Raw genomic sequence first — 22520 nt, 5'->3', positions numbered from 1 at the left:
AAGAAAACATTAATTGGTTCTAGTCATATAGTATTAAATTTTTTGCATTTCAACTTCATCTTTGAATACTTCGCGGAAACGGATTTCATCTCGATATGGATCAGAACGACTTACTTGCACATTAATATGGTCACCTAACTGAACTGATCGCTCAAAATAATGAGGTAATTCTAATCCTAATTCTTCTAAGAGAATTATTCCTAAGCCTTCGTCCTCTCTTAGCCAGCGTAGTACTAATCCCTGCCATACCTGATCAGTATTACGGCGTAGAAATTCTAATCCCCAATATCTGTTAGTTTGCCTTTCAACAAATGATGCTTCTTGTGCAGAAAGAGTAACACTATATAGTATGTTTTGCATCATATCTAGTGTAAATGGTAATGATTGATTGCTAAGATGAGCTTTTATCTGGAAATGGGTTAACAAATCTGTATAGCGTCGTATAGGAGAAGTTACTTGAGTATAATAATCTAACCCTAAGCTTGAATGACGATATGGGATAGTTGCCATCTCTCCTTTAGGCATACAACGGCGTAATGCGCATGATCTAACTGGCCCAGCAGGCAATAGTAACAGTTCCTCTTCTGAAGGTAACTCCGGCTGTGGCTGTCCTCTAAAAGGGACAGGAATATTATTTTTTTTACAATAATCTCCAGCTACTTCACCAGCAAGAATCATCATTTCTGCCACTAGCTGCCGAGAAACAGATGTTTCTAATAAATCAATTATAATTTCATCTTCAGACTTAACTTTAATAGATGCCTCTGGCATTTTAATAGTAATTGATCCTTGAGATTTTCTCCAACAATATCTTTGTTTTGATGCTTTAGCTAAAATGGCTAATTCTGGTTCAGCAGTTATACCTAATTGCAATATTTCATTAACGTCATTATAGGTTAAACGATAAGTGGGCTTAATAAAGCTAGTATTAATAGAGTAGTCAAGAACAGCACCATTTTCATCCAGAATGACCCCAAAACTTAATGAAGGACATAATTGACCTTGTCTTAAACTCATAGGACCAGTTGCTAATTCTGTCGGAAACATAGAAATTGTCCCTGTTGGCAAATATAAAGTTGTACTTCGTTTTCTCGCTTCTAAATCGAGTTCGTCTCCTGGACTGATTAAGTAAGTAGGATCAGCTATATGTATCCATAACTTGATAATATTATTTTCTAAGACTTCCACACTTAGTCCATCATCAATTTCTTCAGTACTTTCGTCATCTATAGTATAGACTTTCAAATGGGTCAAATCTATACGTTCATTGTTAAAATTTAAGGGTAGATTTTCTAGAGAAGAAGAAGCCACGTCTAGTACCTTTTTAGGGAAATTAATAGGATAAGAGCTACGCTTTAAGAATAAATTTTCATTTGGACTCCACCACCCAATACTTACTAAAAAATCAAATGCAGCATTTGGACTAATAATTTGTCCTAACTCCTTAAGAAGATCTTGCGCATTTCGATGATTTTGATCAGGCTGTAGAACAAATTTTTCTAATAGTTCTAGCTTACTACAATCTTTTTCAGTCCATTTTATTTCTTCCCCAGCTATTCTGCGATGGATGTTATTAAAAAAGACCTCTTTATCTCGCTGACGTTGATTCTCGATCTCAATTTGGTGTTTGATTTCTTCAACTTGTCCAGGAGAGCGAGCTTCATAGACCTCCCCTTTCTTTTTAAAATAAATCTTATCGTCAGAAAGTAAGCAATAAGCGGCATAGCAAGCCTCAGAAGAATGTACAGAAAAAAGAAAATTTGCCATTTCTTCTGATGTAAAAGTTCTTTTCTCCTCTACTAGTAACTCCCACGCTACTTCTAGGCTGGATGGATCTAGATAAGAGTTAGCATCTTCAATAAATTCAAGAATTTGACTAGCAATATAAGGTCCACCTATCACTTCGTATTCTATTTTTTGTTGCCTTAATTTGTATGAACTTCCTTCACTATCAATTACAATCCAATCTTTTTTTCCTTCTGGACGATCAACGACAGCTAAGCGACGTTCTCCGTTGATCCTAAACTCAATTAGCTTACCTTTTTCCACCCGCTTCGTGCCTTAATTTTTTTAATATTTGTCTTTAATTGTCTATAGCTTCATGTCTTTAATTAGTTTTTTAGACTTATTCTGATATTTAAGGGGTTAATTTTTGAAGAAATATTCTGAAATATCAACCCCTTGATATCTAAAAGAGAGATAAATTAGGCTTCCTTATTAACAAAAGGCAATAAGGCAAGAATTCTTGCTCGTTTAACTGCTGTCGTTAACGCTCTCTGTTGTTTTGCTGTCAGACCCGTAATGCGTCGAGGAAGAATTTTGCCTCGTTCAGTAATAAACTTCCTAAGCAATTCAGTATCTTTATAATCTATTGGTTGTTTAGGAGGTATAGGGGATAGACGTTTACGATAATAGCTCATGCTTAACTTTCTTTATATTTTTTATTAAGATACTACTTAATTTCTTTATGAGTAGTATGTTTGTTGCAATGGGGACAAAACTTCTTAAGTTCTAACCGTGCAGTAGTATTACGACGATTTTTACTGGTAGTATAACGGTTAACTCCAGATGAACGCTTTGTTGTATTCGTCCGACATTCTGTACACTCAAGAGTGATAATAAGTCGAACACCTTTTTTACTAGCCATAATTTAACCTAACAACTTAAGCTATTGGTTTATATTTATACACAAGCCATTATAATCTCATATATTAGTTGAATTTGCAAGGATTAAAAATAAATCAATTGTCTAAAATATAAATTTCTCATAAGCCAAAAATAATAAACTTAGATATAAAGTTTTATAGATATTCTCAATACTATAGATATTACTTTTTAGAAATACTATCTACAGTATTAACTTAGAGATGGTTTTTATGAAAAAAGCTAATCTAAAACTGCCTGATCTAGCTCATTTTCTCTAAAATATCTTGGGCATGAGTATTAGTAATAACTTTGTCATCAATATGGCAAATTACTCCTTCTTTATCAATAATATATGTAACTCGCTTAGAATAATCCCCTCCCGCAACATCATAAAGATCAGTTAATTTTCCTTGCTCATCTACTAAAAGTTGAAAAGGTAAATTGAGTTTTTCCTTAAAAGCTTTATGAGATTTTTGATTATCCATACTTACACCAAAAATAATTATATTTTTATCTTCATATTTCTTATAATTATCCCGAAAACTTTGAGCCTCTTGCGTACAACCAGGAGTATCATCTTTTGGATAAAAATACAGAACAATGTTTTTACCCTTGTATTCTGATAAGCAAACTCTTTTTCCTTCCTCATCAAAAGCAACAAAATCGGGTGCAATGGTTTTAACAGATAAAGTCATAATATTTTTTCATAAACAATAAAGTTATTAGTTTAAATATAAAACTTTACATGAAGATAGAAAACCTTTCATAATAAAGAATCTCTTCCAAATTAATAATTATAAAGATTGTGACCTTATTTTTTAGTAATTTTGATACCAAGGGTTCAATATTTCGAGCAGAAAGAGCATTATTATGTTCTCCTTTTTCTCTAGACTTATTTATAACAATGAAAAAAGAAAGTGTTTCCTTCTCTAAAATTGTTAATACAAGAAAAACAAAAGAAAGACAAACTTTAAAATTCTTATCTGAACAAAAGATAGAACAAAAGTTAATATGGTTAATAAAAGTAGGTATCTTGAGAAGAGAGGTTGATGGACAAGGTATCACAGATAGTTTTCGTCTAACTCCTCTAGGAAAAAAAATAGTGGAAAAATGGCAAACTAAGAGCACAAATATACCTAAACTATCGCTACTGGATCAAATGTCTGATAAGTTTCTATATTATTTAAACTCTTTTATTTAATATTTAAAATGAAAAATAATAATTTCAATTACGGAGCTAAGAGTTTGCAATGAAAACCATCATGGTTGTAGGAACTACGTCTCATGCAGGTAAATCTTTTCTCACTACTGCTCTTTGTAGAATTTTAGTTCGTCAAGGATGGAAAGTTTCGCCATTTAAGGGACAAAACATGGCACTTAATGCCTATGTCACCCAAGATGGGAAAGAAATTGGTTATGCTCAAGCAGTACAGGCTTGGGCTGCAAAAATTGAACCTAGGGTGGAAAATAATCCAATTTTACTAAAGCCACAAGGAAATATGACATCACAAGTTATTCTTAATGGTGAAGTAGTTGGAGTAACCTCAGCAGAAGACTACTACCAAAATTATTTCAAAGTAGGGTGGAAAGCTATTAAAACATCTTTGAGAAGTTTACAATCAGAATTTGATTTTTGTGTATGTGAAGGTGCAGGAAGCCCAGCAGAAATTAACTTGAAGTATAGAGACTTAACAAATATGAGGATTGCTAAATATTTGCACGCTAGTACTGTACTAATAGTAGATATTGATAGAGGGGGAGCATTTGCTCATGTTGTAGGAACATTACAATTATTAGATAAAACTGAACGTTCGCTCATTAAAGGTATTATTATTAATAAATTTCGAGGTCAAAGACGACTTTTAAATTCAGGAATTAAATGGTTAGAAAATTATACTAAAATTCCTGTTTTAGGAGTAATTCCTTGGAAAGATATTATGTTTCCTTCTGAAGATTCTCTTGATCTATTAAATAGGGTTCCAGAAAACAGTTCAAAAGATATTAGTGTTACAATCCTAAAACTACCTCATATAGCTAATTTTACGGATTTTGAGCCTCTAGAATATGAAAGGTCTGTTGAAGTAAAATATCTAGATTTGAATCAAAATATAGGCAATCCTGATGTTCTCATTATTCCAGGTTCAAAAACTACTATCAGTGATTTAATGGCTCTTCATGAAAGCAGAATGGCTATACAAATAAAAGAATATTTGAAGAGGGGAGGAGTTATCCTAGGAATCTGTGGAGGATTTCAAATGTTGGGAGAAGCAATTTTCGATCCTAATAAGATCGAAGGAGAATATAAAATATGCTCAGGACTAGAACTATTGCCTATGGAGACTGAAATAACTTCCAAGAAAATAGTATGTAAACGAGAAACTTTTTCAAATTATCCCTATGCAGGCTTTAGTGCTATGGGATATGAAATACATCAAGGAGTTACAAGTTTTTCAAAAGATTTAGAAACTACTCAGGATAGTCAATTATATTATTTATTTGATGATTCTACATTAGGAGTTGTCAATAAAAACCTGACTATATGGGGATGTTATTTGCACGGAATCTTTGAAAATGGTACGTGGAGAAGAATGTGGTTAAATAATTTAAGGAGGAAAAAACGCTTACCTCCTCTTTCAACAGAGGTTGTAAATCATCTAGAACAACGTGAAAAAGAACTTGATAACATAGCAAATTTAGTTGAAGATTTCGTAGATTTAACACCACTATTAAAATAGCTACCTAAAAAATACTTTATGAAAGTTCAAGTTAGTTTTTTACCTGATAATATTATTGTTGAAGCTGAAATTGGAGAGCCAATACTTGAGGTGGCAAAGCGAGCTGGTATTAGCATTCCTACGGGATGTTTGATGGGATATTGTCATGCATGTGAAGTAGAGTTGGACGAAGGTGAAAGTATTTGCGCTTGTATTAGTGCAATACCTTCAGGGAGTAAATATGTAAATATCAATTTATATACTGATATAGGATGGTAATATTTAATACGATTCTTCTGGATACATAATCTAAGATTTTAATACATATGCATAAATACTCAATTCAAAAATAAAACTATATCTTTTACTTTTCTATAAAAGATATAGTTTTATCACGCTTTTTATTTCTTTATAATTTCAGAATATTAATTAAAATTTTATTTGTAAAGATTTAATATTTATAAATAAAACCACTTTATAAACTTATATTTTCACCTCTTCTTTAACTAATTTCTCCCATCCAAGATCTTTTAAATTATTATTACGGCGTAGTGGGCGAGTTACCAGCTCTAAAACATCTCTAGTATTAGCAAATCCGTGGATTTGTGCAAAAGTAAATTCAACTGACCATTTTGTATTAATTCCTCTTGCCTCTAATGGATTCGCATGAGCCATTCCAGTAATAACCAAATCAGGCTTTAGTTTATAAATACGTTGGACTTGATTGTAGTTATCAGGTTTTTCAACTATTCTTGGAACAGAAACTCCCATTTCTTTACAAGTTTGTTCAAGAAAATCTAATTCTGCTTTTTGATAGCGCTTATCCATGTAAGGTATACCAATTTCCTGACAGTTCATACCGCAGCGTATTAAAAATCTTGCCAAAGAAATTTCTAATAAATTATCTCCCATGAAGAAGACTGATTTACCTCTAATTAATTTAGTATAGTCTTCTAAATTTTTCCAATTTTGTGCTTCTCTTTCCTCTAATCCCTTTGGCTCAATATTAAATACAGAACAAATTTTTTCAACCCATGCACGAGTTCCATCTGGTCCTATAGGAAAAGGAGCACCGATTAATTTACATTTGCGACGGCGCATAAGAGTGGTAGCAGTTCTTGACAAGAAGGGATTAATACCACATACATAATATCCTTCATTAATAACAGGTAATTCTGTATATCGTTTAGATGGTAACCATCCAGAAATTTTAATACCTTGCTTCTTCAATTCTAAAGTTAAAGAAGTAACTACAGGATCAGGCAAGGATCCAAATAAGACTAAAGGATGATGTTCAGCATATTCAGAATCTTCTAATACTATCGCTTCTTTCTTCTTTCCAAAATTTAATAATTTATAAATAGAGTTTCTTTCTTCTTTTTCTTCTTCTTTTACAACTCTGGGACATTTATGAGCCATGGCAGCTAAAACAGTATCTTCACCTTGCGTAAAAGCATAGTCTAATCCATTAGCTCTTGCCGTTACGATAGGAATGCCCAAATCTGCTTCTAATTGTGGTGCCAATCCTTCTAAATCCATTTTAATAATTTCAGTTGTACAAGTACCAATCCAAACAATTACACTAGGATTTCTGTCTCGTTTAATTTGTAAACATAGCCTTTTAAGTTCTTCATAATCTTTTAATTGAGCAGAAATATCTCCTTCTTCTAATTCTGCCATAGCGTAACGAGGTTCAGCAAAAATCATTACTCCCATAGCATTTTGCAAAAAATAACCACAGGTTTTGGTTCCTATTACTAGAAAAAAACTATCCTCTATTTTTTGGTATAACCAAGCAACACAACTAATAGGACAAAAGGTATGATAGTTGCCTGTCTCGCATTCAAACTGTATTGATGTTGTTTCTGTTACAGAAGTCATTATTTACATTTCTCCTATTTTTAAGTTTTATATAAAATAAAAAGTACTCTGATTAAAGTTAAAGATAATCTTACAAAATATCTCTATAAATTTTTTATTAATATCTAAAATGTGCACTTTGAGATCTTTCAGAAAATACTTAGTAAATAATAAAGTGCACTTTTAAGTCTAAACCATCATTAAATCTAATTCCTGATCTTGGGTACCCGAAGAAGATTCCGGAGGATTAAGGTAAAAATCAGATAATAAAGTAAATAACTCTCTATCTTGAGCATCGTTAGGAATGACTCCTTCAGGCATTGCTAACAACTGATCTGCAATATTTAAATAAAATTCACAAACATACTCAAGTGAAGGATCTTTATCGGCCATTTCAAACAAGGTCTTTCCCTTAACACGAGATACTCGAATTTCTTCAATAAGTGGAAGTATTTCTAATACAGGAATTGGTACTGATTCTATATATTTATCAATTAAGTCACGTTGAGAAGTACGATTTCCTATTAAACCAGCTAAACGTAATGGATGAGTTCTTGCTTTCTCTCTAACAGATGCTGCAATACGATTTGCCGCGAATAAAGCATCAAAACCATTGTCTGTTACTATTAAACAGTAATCTGAGTAATTTAAAGGTGCTGCGAATCCTCCGCATACTACATCACCTAAAACATCAAATAAGATGACATCATATTCATCAAAAGCATTTAATTCTTTAAGTAGCTTTACTGTTTCACCAACAACATAACCACCACAGCCTGCTCCTGCAGGAGGCCCTCCCGCCTCTACACAATCTACCCCGGCATATCCTTTGTAAATAACATCTTCAGGCCAAATATCTTCATAATGAAAATCTTTTTCTTGCAAAGTATCAATAATAGTTGGTATTAAAAATCCAGTTAAAGTAAAAGTACTATCATGTTTTGGATCACAACCTATTTGCAATACCTTTTTCCCCCTTTTAGCTAGTGCTGTAGAAATATTACAGCTTGTTGTTGATTTTCCAATACCACCTTTTCCATAAACTGCAAGCGTTAAAGTCATTAATTAAATCTCCTGTTATTATCGATGAAATAAGATCTTAAATCTAATACTCTAAAAAAGAGCAAATGCATAAATCTTGTTAATCAAATTATGAGGCAAAGAGCGAAGAATTCCAATGTAGGCTAAACATTAATTAATAAGTATTTATATTCATTAGTTGAATTATGAATAAACCTTTAAAACTATTACTTAAGTTTATAGGAAACAATAAACTTAAAAAAATTAATAAAGTTTTTATTCCTAATTAAAAAAGAATAGAAATTTAGACACAAAACTTAATTTTTGTATCTATAAATTAAGTCCTAGTATAGTGGAGAGTCATATAAAAATATAGAATAACAACTTCATGGAAGATGTGATCTATCTCTAAAAAGGTTGTAATTTCTATTAAAAAGATAAAAATTATCAATAATCATACACATATCTTGAAAGAATCACAATAAATTACAGACTAACTTAACAATTAGAGTCTTATTTTTCAAACATAAAAATTACTCATATCAGGAAATTTTTACCGATAAAGGTACCTTATTAAAGTAGATTCCAGTTAAGTTATTTGCTAAATCAAGAATAAAATATTAAAAATAAAGAACTTCCTAGACCTATAGAAGAAATTAAAAAATTTCTTCTATAGATTTCGATACTATTTAGATTAAATAGCATTAAAAAATAAATATCCATAAAAACCCTTGAATAATCTAAATAATAACCAAGTACTGTGAAGCTACTAAACATAAAGACTATTCCATAAAAAATATTACAAATTTGTATTAATAAATTATTCTTATTATTTTTAATCGTTGATAAAGGAATAATGATAAAACTTGCAAGTAATACAACAAACATATAGAGCTCAAATAAATTACTTACATTAACTCCATTTGTCAGGATATTAACAAGTTTATGGAAAATACCTAAAAAAGGAATACCAAAATTATCATCAATTCTTGTTTTCCCGGGTAGATCTAACAATGTTATATAGAATGTCCATAAAGTAGGAGGAATTATTCCATACAATAAATATCGTATTTGTTTGTGTTTATTCTCTACAAGGCTTGATATGAAGAGTGAGAACCAAGCGATCAATAAAGTTTCTCTAGTTAGGCAACCAAGTGAAATCATCAAAGCTGTGAGCTTATAATTATTTCTATGATAGTAATAAAAAGAAGTAACTAAAAATAAGCTACTGAGCAAGTCAGATGTTCCCAGAGATAGTACTATCCAAATACTTGGAACACATAAAGTTAATAAAGAATTATATGGAGATATAAACTCATTTTTTTTATAGTGCAAGCCCATGATATAGACTATCAGACTTATTGAAATAATATTAATTCCAATCATTATGTAAGGAATTAAAAATTTATTCCCTAATGAGAATAAATAACTTATTAATGGATATAAAATTCTTCGATAACGATAGACTGGATGGTCAAGCGAATTGAGTGTTTCTGGATGATTTAAAAATGGATCAAGAGCTAAATTTAAAAATTGTTGACCATCATAGCCAATTTCTTTTTGATAAATAAATAATTTTGTGTTGTGAAGATAGGGAGAGATAGGTAAAACAGAACCAATACGAAAAAATCCTGTAATGTTATGGTCAAATTTAATAAAGTAAAGATATGTCGCAACTAAAATCACTACAATTAAAGTAAAGACAAAACTTAAAAATTCTGAAGATAATACGTTTATATTTTTTTTGGACATCATGTATTAATCGATTTTATTAGTCAAAGTTTTATGAAAAATAATTTAAACAAGGCTAAGAACATATAGTTATAAAATAGTTTAAAATTATCATCAACATGATGAAAAGGAGTTCGATTTTGTCTCATACTATTGTTACTAAAGTTTGTGAAGGAGTTGCTGATTGTGCAGAGGCTTGTCCCGTTGCCTGTATTCATGAAGGTCCAGGTAAAAATCTTAAAGGAACTTCTTGGTATTGGATTGATTTCTCAGTTTGTATTGATTGTGGAATATGTTTGCAAGTCTGTCCTGTAAAAGGTGCCATCATAGCTGAAGAAAGACCAGAATATCAAGAGATGTCATAATATTATCTTTAACACTCATAATTTATAAGGCATGAGATGTACAAAATACCAGGCAATAAATCTAGATATATGATATTTACAAAATAACTATATCAAACAGATGAAGCTTTACTTAATAGCCTGCTGAATAAAAAACAAAAGATTTTATTATTACCAAATATTTCCTTAGATAAAAAGAAATATTTGGTGGTTTAAAGCTTTCACCTCTATAGGTTTATATATCTTTAAGGTTGCAGGTAAAATATAATAACCATAGCCTACTCAATCATGATTACTATACCTTACTGAAATCTAATTTTTAATGATTCTTTTGCTTGTTCTCTATCGTCAAAATAAATTTTTTCTGTACCCAAGATTTGATAGTTTTCATGTCCTTTACCTACAATTAAAACTCCATCTCCTGGATCAGCTTTTAAAATAGCTGTTTTGATAGCTTCAGTACGATTACTAATTACCCAAAAGTTAGCATTCTTAGGCACGCCTTCTAATATATCGGACAAGATTTGTTCAGGTTCCTCAGTCCTGGGATTATCGGAAGTTAAAACTGAAATATCAGCTAATTTTGCACATATTTTTCCCATTATTGAACGCTTACTTCTATCACGATCACCGCCACATCCAAAAACACATATCACTTTTCCACTAATGAAAGGGCGAGTAGCTTTCAAAAGATTTTCCAAACTATCTGGGGTATGGGCATAGTCAACAATTACGCTAATATCTTGTACTTCGCTAACTTCTATTTTTTCCACTCTTCCAGGAACACCAGGAAATTGAGGTAATTTGTTAATAACTGTTTCTAAGTCAATATTTAAATGAAACAATGTTGCGATCGCAGCTAGTAAATTTGATAAATTAAATTTACCGACTAAAGGAGACTGAAATTCAAAATTTCCACCAGGTGTTTTTAAGATCCCTTCAATTCGGTCATGTTTGTAATTAAGATTAGTTGTATGAAAATCAGCCATAGTATTTTCAATACTATAGCTGTATACCTTCTGAGGGCCTAGGTACTGAATCAACCTCTCTCCATAGGAATCATCTATATTAACAACTGCCTTTCCTTGTAAATATTCTGGACTAAATAATAATTGCTTTGCAAGGAAGTAATTTTCTAGATTTTTATGAAAATCTAGATGATCCTGTGTCAAATTAGTGAATATACTTACATTGAAACCACATCCTTTAACTCTCCCTTGAACTAAGGCATGAGAGCTGACTTCAATTACGCAGTATTCATTTTTATCAATTACTGCTTGAGATAGTTGTGCTTGCAATTCAGGAGAAAAGGGAGTGGTATGAATTGAAGTTTGCTTAAAACCGTTCCAACGAGAATACAAAGTCCCGATAAGAGCAGTATTTTTTTTACATTCAGTTAAAAAATATTCAATTAAGTGTGTAGTAGTGGTTTTACCATTCGTACCCGTTACTCCTATCATTTTTATATCTTCAGAAGGATAAGAATAAAAAGCTGTAGCAATTTCGGACGCCGTAAGTATTACATCTTCAACAATAATTACACAATGAAGATCATTTATGGGAAATTTAATGGCTGCTTGAGGACTAATTACAACTGCAACAGCACCAGCTTTTATCGCACTTTGCCAAAACTCACCTCCATCTACACGAGTTCCTGGCATACCAATAAAAATTTCTTCTTGCTTACAAGAGTGAGAATTGGTAGAAATTCCTTTAACTTCTTCGTTTAAAGCTTTATGTGTTGGTATTTCGATAATACTAGGAACCTTTTTCAATAGTTCGTAAAGTTTTACCATAATTATTTATTTGAAGTTTATAATATGTACATATTAGACTATTACTAACTTTTTAAGTTTCTACATATATATCAAAGTCAATAATTCTTCCATATAAATTTCAATAGGATCCTGGTGGAAAAATTATTCAAGTATTGTGAATTAAAAAATCGATATTATTCCTAAGATAAAAGATACAAAGAACCATATATTAAACATGTAGTCTTTTATTAAACGTAACAATAATTAGTTAGAATTTATAAAACATAAATGCAGTATTTAAAAGTAGAAGGAAAACTAATATTTTTATATATCCTTATTTAAATGTTGATATCTTTTAAACCAAGATATATGATGACTATAAAATTTACTTGTTTTTTTAAGAATAAAAATATTAATAATCATAATCAAAATATTTAGGACTATTAGATGAATGTTAATGAGCTTGTTACTGTTTTAGGGAGTAATTTTCAAAAACAAAAATCCTATTTTAACTTATCATCGTTTGATGATATCAAAGTAATTAATACAGACACTCGTGAGATTCAAAAAGGTGATGTATTTATAGCATTGAGTGGGAAGAACTTCGATGGACATTTATTTATTAGAGAAGCTATAGAGAAAGGGGCAAGCATTGTTATTCTTGAACAGGAAGCTCTGGTAAATTCTACATATAAGGTTTCACATATAGTTGTTGGCAGCGCATTAAAAGCCTATCAACAGATAGCGAATTGGTGGAGAAACAAATATAAAATTCCTATTATTGCTATTACTGGATCAGTTGGAAAAACTACCACAAAAGAGTTAATAGCTGCCTCTCTAGGTATGTACGGACAAGTTCATAAGACTTATGATAATTATAATAATGAAATTGGTGTACCTCGTACTCTTCTGAAATTATCTAAACATCATGACTATGCTGTAATTGAAATGGGCATGAGAGACTTAGAAGAGATTCGTTTATTAACAAAAATTATTCAGCCTACTATTGGTATTATTACTAATATTGGAACAGCCCATATTGGAAGATTAGGCTCTAAGGAGGCTATTGCTCAAGCAAAATGTGAATTATTATCCGAAATGTCACTTGATAGCATAGCTATTCTTAACAATGATGATGAATTACTGATGAAAACAGCAATGCGAATATGGAAAGGTAAAACAATTACTTATGGTTTAAATAAAGGAGATATTATTGGGAAATTGATTAATGATAGAACTTTAAGAGTTGAAGGTTTAAATTTTCCTTTACCTTTATCTGGTCGTCATAATGCAATTAATTATTTAGCAGCCTTAGCAGTAACCAAAAGTTTAAATTTAGATTGGAAAAAATTTACAAAACAAATTAAAGTTGAGATGCCCCAAGGACGATCACAAAAAAATTATTTACCAGGAGATATCATTTTATTAGATGAAACATACAATGCTGGACTGGAATCAATGAAAGCAGCCTTAAATATGCTTAAAGATACTCCGGGGAAAAGGCATATTGCTGTTTTAGGAGCGATGAAAGAATTGGGCGTAAATTCTTCTCAATTTCATCGTGAAGTTGGGGAAACAGCCCAAGCATTAGGAATTGATGTACTATACATACTAATAAGAGATGAAGAAGCTCGAGCTATTCCTAATGGGATTAAAAATATTGATGGAGTTAGAAACATTAAAGTAATTTGTTGTTTAAGTCCAGAAAAATTATTTGAACAGTTAATTAATGATATTTCGGAAGGGGATCGTATACTTTTCAAGGCTTCTAACTCTGTTAAACTGAAATCATTAGTTGAACAGATCTGTAAGTATTTTAGTTAAACTTTAATATGCATAAATAACGACAAACTAGAACTTAGTTATAAGATTAATGAAAAATTATTGGTTACATCTAAAATTATTTTATATGTAGTTTGTTTAATCAAATAATTTAGAATGTATATTAACCACGTTTTCTAAACTTTTGTTATAACCTATTAGAAAGGTCTTTAGTTAGGGGGTGCTGAAAAATATGATTGGGAAAGAATTATATGAATTAATTTATAGTAAATGGAGTAAATCCTATGACATACAGTTAAAAAAAGTTAAAGAGCAATTTTTTTGTCAAATAATGTGGAAATACTTAGAGCAAGCATCGTTCCCCATGACAGAACAAGAATACTTTAAGCATCTTGATGCTGTAGCTAATTACATAACCACTTGGAACAGTGAACAAGAAATTATTGCATATTTACAAGCTACTAAAGAAAGACCTCGTTTAGGAAAGCCTGTTAGCATACCTTTAAGCTTTAGAGATAAAGACTCTGAATGGATTTTAGACGACTAATTTATTTTTATTTAAATATATCTAATAAAGTCATTATTTTATGGAATGGTTCACTATTTTTTTATCGGGTTTGATTACTACTATTTCGCCTATTGGACTTATTGTTGATAATGTTATTGAAAATGAATTACGCTCTCAAGTTGTAAATGCAGAAAAATTACTAGTTCGTATTGATAATACGCCAAGCTATAAAATCGTGAACGGTAAAGTTGATCATATTTATATTGCAAGTCGCAAGGTTGAAGTTATCAAAAATCTTACAATAGATTCTTTTGAACTAGAAACTGATTCAGTTGATATTGATATTAAAAAGATTCAGCAATTAGAAAAAGCTAAAAATTTAAGGTCATTTTTAAACAAACCATTTCAAGGTGCTTTTAAAATAACAATAAAAGAAGAAAATTTTAATGAAGCATTGGAATCACAGAATATTAAATCTAAATTACAAGAATTAATAAATGATTTATTACCTCGTCAAGCTCCTAAGTTCAAAATCATCGCATTACGTGTAAATTTTGTAAGGGAGAACTATCTAGGTTTAGAAGTTGAATTAGAAGAAGATTCAACTTCTAAGAAAACAAAAAATGAACTAATAATTACAACAGAAGTTGGTTTTAATGTTGAAAAAGGATATTTAGTAAAATTAACAAATTTGAGTGCTACTCTTAACAAGAGAAAATTATCAAAACGTTTTTTAAACTTTTTGACAATAGGAATTAATGAAAAATTGAACTTAAAAAATCTTGAAAAGCAAGGAATAGTGGCAAGAATTTTAGAGTTACATATTAATAACAATATGTTAAAAGTTGCTACTTTTTTCCGTCTTGATCCACTACTATGAAATTTATTTTTTTATTTAATAATCATATTTTAAGATGGAAAAAAGAAATATTATTTTAAATTAAAAATTTCTTGAATCATTTACATACAAAATTCAATAAAAAGAATATTTATTAGGTTTCATTACATTATATTGATTAATAATATTCCGTAAGATTGTTTATGTAATTTATTATTACTTAAAAAATTCTTTTAAATTCAAACAAATAAGTTGATTTAATTTTTTTTAAATATTAGGATTTATTAAATACAAATATTTTTCATTTTTTCCTGATGATTCTTCTTAAACATAAATTTAATCTATTAAAAGTTTGTATTGGATCGTTAATCATTAATCTCTATATTATTCCGTTGAATATTTATACAAACGCACAAAATTCTTGGAATCAATACAGTGTTTGTATTAATCAATTAAAAAAATTTGAAATAGAAGGAGAAGATGCAGCAACTGCTTGCTCTGATGCACTTATTCCGAAAGAATTGTCTAAATGTGTCAGTATTATAGGAAATACAACACAAATCAACGGAAATGATTCTTTAAGAGCATGTTTTCAAGTAAGAAGGCCTGTAGATTTAGGAAATTGTGTTGCTAATATTTATCAAATATTCCCTAGTCAAACGTATATTAATACTAACTTAGACATAAATAAAACAAATTCATTAACCTTATTAGATTCTTGTCGTTCTAGTTTAAACCCAAAACTTTATTCTGAATGCGTGATTGCTACAATAAAAGAAGTAGAAAATATTACTCATATTAAGGCAATGTCTATTTGTTTAACAGCAGAAAATATGTTTTAAATATAATTTTCCTGTTTGAAAATATCTCGATATAAAAATTAAAACGTTCATATGAGAATTTTATTAGTAGGGTTTGGTGGCTTGTTAATGGGATTATCTACTGCCCCATTTTCCAACTTTTATTTTGCATGGATAGCATTAGTTCCATTGTGGGTATTTCTGGTATCCGAAACAACTAAACATATAACACATAAAAAATTTAAAAATAAAAAGAATAAGTTAAAGCTTAGAAGGAAAATTAACGAGAAAACCCTAATAGCAATAGTTTGGGGCTTTTCTTATCATGGTTTTAGCTTATTTTGGGTAACAAGTTTACATCCTATGACATGGATAGGAATTTCTTGGATATCAAGTTTTATAATTACAACTTTTTGTTGGCTATTTGTAACATGTTGGGGAATTGTCTTAGTACTTATTTGGTCATTCCTGATGTGTTGTTTTACTGTTAACCAAACAAAAGAGATTAATTATAAAAAAATAACCAGTAAATGTATAGAAAGTAATACATTTCTGGCATCTTCATTATTCCAGTCTCTTAAGAGAATTATTTTTGGAATTGCGATTTGGTGTATTTTAGAAATGATTTGGAGCCAAAGTCCTTTATGGTGGACTTCTCTATCTTATACACAAAGTCCAAGCAACTTAGCGATTCTACAACTAACAAAACTTTCTGGCTATTCCACAGTAACAGCACTAATTGTCGCAATTAACGGTTTGATATCAGAATCAATATTAATAATTAATAAGAATAGAAAGCAATTCTTTTTATTAAATTTTTTAAGTATAATCACTATATTATTTTCACATTTATATGGTTTATTTTTGTATAACCACAGGGCTTTAGATTCTAATGATAAAAAAATAAAAATTGGAATGATACAAGGGAATATCCCTAATACTATTAAATTAAGCCCTGAGGGAAAAGTTAGAGCTCTTAAGAATTATAGTTATGGTTACGAGGTTCTAGCGAAACAAAAAGTTGATTTAATAATAACCCCAGAAGTTGCCTTACCTTTTAACATACAATATGTACTTGATAATAGTGCTTTATCTCAGAAAATCATGAAATATAAAGTCCCCATTATCTTAGGTGCATTAGGTGACCAAAAAAATGGATATACAAATAGTCTTTTTACAATAACGGATACTGGGAAAATATTAAGTCGTTTTGACAAGGTTAAATTAGTTCCTTTGGGAGAATATATTCCTTTAGAAAATATTTTTGGAAAACTTATTAATTATTTATCTCCGTTAGAAAATCATTTAATTACAGGAAAAAATAAACAAGTTTTTGACACTTCTGTAAGCCAAGCCATCGTGGGTATTTGCTATGAATCTGCATTTAGTGAACATTTTCGATATCAAGCAAGTTTAGGTGGAGAATATATAGTCACGGCTTCTAATAATGCCCATTTTACTAGAATTATGCCTAGCCAGCATCATTCTCAGGATGTAATTCGCGCAATCGAGACTGATAGATGGATGGCTAAAGTAACCAACACAGGTTATTCTGCTATTATCAACCCTAATGGAGATACTTTATGGATATCTAAAATGAATATGTACGAAATACATAAAGGAATAATCTATGCGAGAAATACACAAACTTTATATGTAAGAATGGGGAATTGGTTAATAATTATATTAAGCTGTATGGCAACTATGCCATTATTAAAAATTTTTTTGTTGCTAATAGAATATACTATTGATTTCTAATAAATAATTTTAAATATGCATTTAACAATAATGTAAATAGGCTTTTAAATTAAATAGTTTAATTACTATAGATATATATCACTTCTTAACCTTTTTAAAGTAGTATTAGTTAATCAATAGCTGTTTAATCATAGTTAGTTACGTACAGTATTTGAAATCATACAAATATTAAGCAAAAATTATTTTAGAATTTATATGATTGTCTTAGATTAATATATTTGCATTCTTAAGTAAAATATAGTTTAAGCAATTAATTATTTACAGTAATTTATAAATTAAATGACAATTGTGTATGTCCTGGAACCTGAATAAGTATAATTTTTTTAATAAATCTAATCCATATAAAAGTTTGTTAGCAGTTATTTGGGAAAATATGCAAATTTTATTAATTGCTATTGCTTTAGCTTTTTTTATTCGTACATTTATCGCTGAACCTCGCTATATTCCTTCTGAATCTATGCATCCTACTTTGCAAACAGGTGATCGATTAATTATCGAAAAGGTTTCTCGCTATTTTTATACTTCTAAAGCAAAAGATATAGTCGTGTTTAAACCCCCAATCCAATTAAAACTACAGGGCTATAAAAATAACCAGGCTTTTATTAAAAGAATAATTGCAATCAGTGGAGAGACTGTTGCAGTCAAAGACGGAAAAGTATATGTTAATGATATTTTACTAGAAGAAGATTACATTTTACAGAAGCCATATTATAATTTGCAACCAATTACAGTGCCAAAAGGATATCTTTTTGTTATGGGAGATAATCGAAATAATAGTAATGATTCTCATGTATGGGGTTTTTTGTCAGAAAAAAATATTATTGGACGTGCCATTTTTCGTTTTTCTCCTTTTAAACGTATTTCTATTTTTTAATTCGTAAATAAAGTCAAAAGGTTACAGAAGTTTTGTTTTAGTCTGTTTTTTAATATTTAAGACTTATTTATTGTTATAAGTTGATTTTAAGTGCAATATTTCGTCAGGTTCTTTTATAAACTCCCACTCTTCTGACTTGTTACTTTTTAACAGTTGAAACTGTTTTTCTAACAAGTCAATTCTATCTAATAATAATCTAATAACTTTAGCTTCTGAATCAGGTAAGTTTCCATGTTCGAGAGGATTAACCCTTACTCCTGATTGGTAAACTATTTTTCCGGGAATACCAACAACAGTGCAGTTTGAAGGTACATCACGAAGTAAAACAGAACCAGCTCCTATGCGAACATTATTACCTATGTTTAGATTTCCAAGAACTTTTGCTCCTGCTCCTATAACCACATTTTTTCCAATTGTTGGATGCCTTTTACCGCTTCCTTTCCCTGTTCCTCCAAGAGTAACACCTTGATAAATTAAACTATAGTCTCCTATCTTTGCTGTTTCTCCAATAACTACACCCATCCCATGATCGATAAATACTCCAGTACCGATTTGAGCTGCTGGGTGAATCTCAATTCCAGTAAAAAAACGTGCAAAATGGGAAATCAGTCTTGGTAAAAATCGAATATTTAATTTATTTAGCCAATGAGCAAAACGATATAAAATAATAGCTTGTAAACCAGGGTAGCAGAAAAGAACTTCTAGCCAATTACGAGCTGCAGGGTCTCGATCAAAAATTATACGAAAATCAGTAACTATAGTAGATAACACAAGACTGAACTCTTTGACTAAGATTATATATCTAGCATCCATATTACCACTAGAATACTAGAAAAAATAATTTAGTTAAATAATTTTACTTACTATACTTAAAAGTAATTACGTAATAATTATTTTGTATAACGAGAAACAATTAATTGCTATGAAAAAGTTTGTAAAAATAGACTATTACCAACAGTACTAACTCAATTAGGTAACTCAGTTATAGTCTTTTTATTTAATTCAGCGTAAATAGAAAACTATATAAATCTTTTATAGTTCTAACTCTAGTAAAGTAGAAAGTAAAGTCCAAACTAGTCTAAATTTTCTATATTTGATTTAGTATGAGGTAATCGTGCTTGGGAATTTTTACTTTCTAGCTTGGTAGAGTGACTTTCTAAAATATTAGGTTCCTTTTTTATACTTATAGCTTCCGGCTGTATCGATAATTCCATAATTTTATTGTCAATTATTTCAAATAAATTATTAGAGCTGTCTTCTTCAAAGTCATTTAGTATTTCATTAAGTTTTTGCTTTGCAGTCGCTGAACGTAACCGTGCAAGATAGATATTTTTCTTTGTTTTTACTTCTTGTCCTTTACTTTCTAATACTCGTAATTTTCTTTTAAGCTCTTGAATCATTATCTGTTGACTTTCTAGTTCAGTTTTAATGTCATAAGCTTGTTTCTGATAAGATTGGCGATTCATCAATGATTTTCTTGCTAAAGAATCGTTATTCTGAGATATGGCTAATTCGGCTTTTTGATATAATTTATCAGATAAGCTTTCATAGTGTAATAATTGACGTTCTGAAAATTTGTGGCTAGCAATTGCTTCTGCCAATGCTCCTCTCATGTTAATCAATTCATTCTCTATCTGTGTAGTTGCTATCTCTAGAATTTTTTCAGGACTATTTGATTTATTCACCCACCGATCTAGCTTCTTTCTTATATTACGATTAATTTTATTAAGCCATTTCATTCTTATTCTCCTGACATTTCATATTTGATAATTATAATCTTTATCAAAAAGTTAATGAAAGACTAATCATATTGACTATTTAGATTTATGGAAGCAAGTTAATAATTGTTTGATTTCCAAAAGTGGCATTGTTTAAGTGCCACTAAGTAATACAGTACAGCTCTTAAAAAATACTACTAAAAAAGCAACATATCTAACATGATTCCTATAAGTTTATTATTCTATATAGTTCATTTCCTTGAGTTTTCTTAAAATCTTATCGACACTCTCTTCAAGTGTTTCAATGTCTGTACGACACTCAACTTCAGGATTTATAGGAGCTTCATAAGGATCATCAATTCCAGTAAACGATTTAATTTCACCAGACCTAGCCTTTTTATATAAACCTTTTACATCTCTTGTTTCACAAATCGTTAATGGTGCATTAATGTATACTTCCATGAAATTTCCGATCTTTTCTCTAACTTCATTACGAATATCTCTGTAAGGAGAAATAGCAGCAACTAAAACTATTACATTATTACGTGTTAATAATTGGCAAACAAAACCAATACGACGGATATTAGTATCTCGATCTTCTTTAGAAAATCCTAATCCTTTTGTTAGATTAGTTCTTACTACATCACCATCTAACACTTCTAATGAATAACCAAAATTTTTGATTTTTTTTCCTAAAGCATCAGAAATGGTAGATTTTCCAGCTCCGCTTAATCCTGTCAACCAGATAGTTACGCCATTTTGTTTCATATGAATTTTAATTGGTAGTATGAATAATTATCGACACTACATTAAATGTGAACGAATAGCAATATTTTGGATTTGATCGCTAAAATACTCTAGTTTAAATCAGTAATATAGATCTTACAGTTTTTTGGTAACTACTCATATTTGCGACTAGCTTTTAATAAAAAAACTGGATTTGTAGGATATAAACGAGTTAAATTTGCAATAGCTAAAGATCTAGATACCTGAATACTAAAAAGACTATAGTACCAAGAATTATTTTTAAACCAATTTATACTTATTCCGAGGTTTTCTATAGTTGCTAAAGAAATAACTAAACAACCTTTTTTTCTTAACTTTTGTTGACAAATCTCTAAAATATCAATTAACTTTCCTCCACTACCTCCTATGAAAATCCTGTCAGGGCTTGGAAGTTCATATAATTCTTCAAGACTCATTAATGGCATAGGTATAACATTATGAGTTCGGAATCTTTTACAATTTTGAGTAATTATATTAATACCTACTGCGGTTTTTTCAATTGCATAGACTTTTGATGTATTTGACAAACGAGATATTTCTATAGAGACTGATCCTGTTCCTGCACCAATATCCCAAATAATTTGCTTAGGTTGTAAATTTAATTCTCCTAATATGGCTATTCGGACTTCTCGCTTTGTCATAAGTCCAGGGCGATCTTTGAATGTTAAAAAATATTTATCCTCAATACCTAGAATAGGTAATTGTTTGTATTCTTGTTTGTTTAAAATAACATTATTATTTTCTATGAAAATAACAACATTTAAAGATGAAAATTCGTACTGTTCAAGATTGATTAGTTTTTGAGGAGAAAAACAATTAATTTTTTGATCAATCTTACCTAAATTTTCGCATACCCAAATATCATAATTTTTAGAGAGATTTAAACTTAAATAAATATTTGCAATTACTTGTGGACTATTATAACTATCGGTAAGAATAGCAATTTTTTTCTCTCCTTTTCTAAAGCTAAGTATTAACTCATCTAAATTACGGCCGTGAATACTAATAAAGTGAGCATCATGCCAAGGAACTTTTATATAACTAAATGCTAGTTGAATTGATGTAAGATTCGGATAAAATTCTAAGTCTTTATTATTTATTTCTTGCAGTAATAAACGACCTAAACCAAAAAAAAGAGGATCTCCACTAACTAAAATAACGATAGATTTATTATCTTTATTGAGTTCTTTTAAATTTTTTATATCTTTAATAAAATTTTCTAAAGTTATTGCAACTCCAAGGTAGTCAGGGAAATATTTAAGATGTCTCTGGCTACCCATTAGTATAGAAGCATTTTCCACAATACTTTTAACTTCTATGGTTAAGCTATCCTTCCCGTTTAATCCAATTCCTACAACCCTAATCATTATTGTATTTAAAAAGT

At 29.9% G+C, this 22520-nt stretch carries 22 protein-coding genes; 10 read left to right on the top strand and 12 right to left on the bottom strand.

Annotated elements, in window-relative coordinates; all coding sequences use genetic code 11:
* Positions 1-33 precede the first annotated feature (33 nt).
* The 4 genes from UCYN_RS03705 to UCYN_RS03695 all read right to left on the bottom strand — a co-directional run bounded on the left by UCYN_RS03705 (position 34) and on the right by UCYN_RS03695 (position 3341).
* Positions 34-2049 (bottom strand): ribonuclease catalytic domain-containing protein, encoded by a 2016-nt coding sequence (locus UCYN_RS03705; RefSeq protein ID WP_012954168.1) that lies wholly within the window; start codon positions 2047-2049, stop codon positions 34-36.
* Positions 2050-2204: 155 nt separating this feature from the next.
* Positions 2205-2420, bottom strand: a complete 216-nt coding sequence (rpsR, locus tag UCYN_RS03700; RefSeq protein ID WP_012954167.1) for a 30S ribosomal protein S18 — start codon at positions 2418-2420, stop codon at positions 2205-2207.
* A gap of 32 nt (positions 2421-2452) precedes the next feature.
* Positions 2453-2647 carry a 50S ribosomal protein L33 gene (rpmG, locus tag UCYN_RS06120; protein WP_071813726.1) on the bottom strand — a complete coding sequence of 65 codons (195 nt, stop codon included), beginning with the start codon at positions 2645-2647 and terminating at the stop codon, positions 2453-2455.
* A 259-nt stretch (positions 2648-2906) separates the two neighbouring features.
* Positions 2907-3341 (bottom strand): peroxiredoxin, encoded by a 435-nt coding sequence (locus tag UCYN_RS03695; protein WP_012954166.1) that lies wholly within the window; start codon positions 3339-3341, stop codon positions 2907-2909.
* 110 nt (positions 3342-3451) lie between these two features.
* Here UCYN_RS03695 and UCYN_RS03690 point away from each other — a divergent pair, with 110 nt between their 5' ends.
* From UCYN_RS03690 to UCYN_RS03680, 3 genes are read left to right on the top strand one after another with little or no spacing between them, the layout of a single operon-like run.
* Positions 3452-3847, top strand: coding sequence for an Npun_F0494 family protein (locus UCYN_RS03690; protein ID WP_012954165.1), 396 nt, complete (start codon positions 3452-3454; stop codon positions 3845-3847).
* 49 nt (positions 3848-3896) lie between these two features.
* The gene (cobQ, locus tag UCYN_RS03685) at positions 3897-5381 is read left to right on the top strand and encodes a cobyric acid synthase CobQ (RefSeq protein WP_041487753.1); all 1485 of its coding nucleotides are present in this window, start codon (positions 3897-3899) and stop codon (positions 5379-5381) included.
* Positions 5382-5399: 18 nt separating this feature from the next.
* Entirely contained in the window at positions 5400-5639 is a 240-nt protein-coding gene (locus tag UCYN_RS03680) for a 2Fe-2S iron-sulfur cluster-binding protein (RefSeq protein ID WP_012954163.1), read from the top strand.
* 204 nt (positions 5640-5843) lie between these two features.
* Here UCYN_RS03680 and UCYN_RS03675 read toward each other — a convergent pair whose 3' ends face one another.
* The 3 genes from UCYN_RS03675 to UCYN_RS03665 all read right to left on the bottom strand — a co-directional run bounded on the left by UCYN_RS03675 (position 5844) and on the right by UCYN_RS03665 (position 9995).
* The gene (locus tag UCYN_RS03675; protein WP_012954162.1) at positions 5844-7241 is read right to left on the bottom strand and encodes a ferredoxin:protochlorophyllide reductase (ATP-dependent) subunit N; all 1398 of its coding nucleotides are present in this window, start codon (positions 7239-7241) and stop codon (positions 5844-5846) included.
* Between the two features lie 168 nt (positions 7242-7409).
* On the bottom strand, positions 7410-8282 hold the full coding sequence (bchL, locus tag UCYN_RS03670; protein ID WP_012954161.1) for a ferredoxin:protochlorophyllide reductase (ATP-dependent) iron-sulfur ATP-binding protein: 873 nt from the start codon (positions 8280-8282) through the stop codon (positions 7410-7412).
* A gap of 564 nt (positions 8283-8846) precedes the next feature.
* Positions 8847-9995 (bottom strand): AZOBR_p60025 family cell surface glycopolymer formation protein, encoded by a 1149-nt coding sequence (locus UCYN_RS03665; RefSeq protein ID WP_041487752.1) that lies wholly within the window; start codon positions 9993-9995, stop codon positions 8847-8849.
* Positions 9996-10111: 116 nt separating this feature from the next.
* Here UCYN_RS03665 and UCYN_RS03660 point away from each other — a divergent pair, with 116 nt between their 5' ends.
* Complete coding sequence (locus UCYN_RS03660; protein ID WP_041487858.1) at positions 10112-10336, top strand: ferredoxin family protein; 225 nt, start codon at positions 10112-10114, stop codon at positions 10334-10336.
* A 281-nt stretch (positions 10337-10617) separates the two neighbouring features.
* Here the strand turns inward: UCYN_RS03660 and UCYN_RS03655 are convergent, their stop codons facing one another.
* Positions 10618-12111, bottom strand: a complete 1494-nt coding sequence (locus tag UCYN_RS03655) for a UDP-N-acetylmuramoyl-L-alanyl-D-glutamate--2,6-diaminopimelate ligase (protein ID WP_012954158.1) — start codon at positions 12109-12111, stop codon at positions 10618-10620.
* Positions 12112-12519: 408 nt separating this feature from the next.
* Between UCYN_RS03655 and UCYN_RS03650 the strand changes: the two genes are divergently transcribed.
* From UCYN_RS03650 to lepB, 6 genes are all read left to right on the top strand, one after another.
* Entirely contained in the window at positions 12520-13896 is a 1377-nt protein-coding gene (locus tag UCYN_RS03650; RefSeq protein WP_012954157.1) for a UDP-N-acetylmuramoyl-tripeptide--D-alanyl-D-alanine ligase, read from the top strand.
* Between the two features lie 190 nt (positions 13897-14086).
* The gene (locus UCYN_RS03645; RefSeq protein ID WP_012954156.1) at positions 14087-14401 is read left to right on the top strand and encodes a DUF3067 family protein; all 315 of its coding nucleotides are present in this window, start codon (positions 14087-14089) and stop codon (positions 14399-14401) included.
* 40 nt (positions 14402-14441) lie between these two features.
* Positions 14442-15242 (top strand): LmeA family phospholipid-binding protein, encoded by an 801-nt coding sequence (locus UCYN_RS03640; protein WP_012954155.1) that lies wholly within the window; start codon positions 14442-14444, stop codon positions 15240-15242.
* Positions 15243-15592: 350 nt separating this feature from the next.
* Positions 15593-16042 (top strand): hypothetical protein, encoded by a 450-nt coding sequence (locus tag UCYN_RS03635; protein WP_236608125.1) that lies wholly within the window; start codon positions 15593-15595, stop codon positions 16040-16042.
* A gap of 51 nt (positions 16043-16093) precedes the next feature.
* Positions 16094-17758, top strand: a complete 1665-nt coding sequence (lnt, locus tag UCYN_RS03630; RefSeq protein ID WP_012954153.1) for an apolipoprotein N-acyltransferase — start codon at positions 16094-16096, stop codon at positions 17756-17758.
* 292 nt (positions 17759-18050) lie between these two features.
* A complete protein-coding gene (lepB, locus tag UCYN_RS03625) occupies positions 18051-18632 on the top strand; it encodes a signal peptidase I (RefSeq protein ID WP_012954152.1) in 582 nt (193 codons plus the stop codon).
* 63 nt (positions 18633-18695) lie between these two features.
* Here lepB and cysE read toward each other — a convergent pair whose 3' ends face one another.
* The 4 genes from cysE to UCYN_RS03605 all read right to left on the bottom strand — a co-directional run bounded on the left by cysE (position 18696) and on the right by UCYN_RS03605 (position 22503).
* The gene (cysE, locus tag UCYN_RS03620; RefSeq protein ID WP_012954151.1) at positions 18696-19445 is read right to left on the bottom strand and encodes a serine O-acetyltransferase; all 750 of its coding nucleotides are present in this window, start codon (positions 19443-19445) and stop codon (positions 18696-18698) included.
* A 260-nt stretch (positions 19446-19705) separates the two neighbouring features.
* Positions 19706-20371, bottom strand: coding sequence for a PspA/IM30 family protein (locus tag UCYN_RS03615; RefSeq protein ID WP_012954150.1), 666 nt, complete (start codon positions 20369-20371; stop codon positions 19706-19708).
* 216 nt (positions 20372-20587) lie between these two features.
* Positions 20588-21118, bottom strand: a complete 531-nt coding sequence (cysC, locus tag UCYN_RS03610; protein WP_012954149.1) for an adenylyl-sulfate kinase — start codon at positions 21116-21118, stop codon at positions 20588-20590.
* A 131-nt stretch (positions 21119-21249) separates the two neighbouring features.
* A complete protein-coding gene (locus UCYN_RS03605; RefSeq protein WP_012954148.1) occupies positions 21250-22503 on the bottom strand; it encodes a bifunctional cobalt-precorrin-7 (C(5))-methyltransferase/cobalt-precorrin-6B (C(15))-methyltransferase in 1254 nt (417 codons plus the stop codon).
* Positions 22504-22520: the final 17 nt, after the last annotated feature.

The organism is Candidatus Atelocyanobacterium thalassa isolate ALOHA (genome assembly GCF_000025125.1).
In the GTDB taxonomy this organism is placed as follows: domain Bacteria; phylum Cyanobacteriota; class Cyanobacteriia; order Cyanobacteriales; family Microcystaceae; genus Atelocyanobacterium; species Atelocyanobacterium thalassae.
Note: the sequence above shows the minus strand (reverse complement) of the source record. Positions and strands in the feature narration are given on the sequence as shown.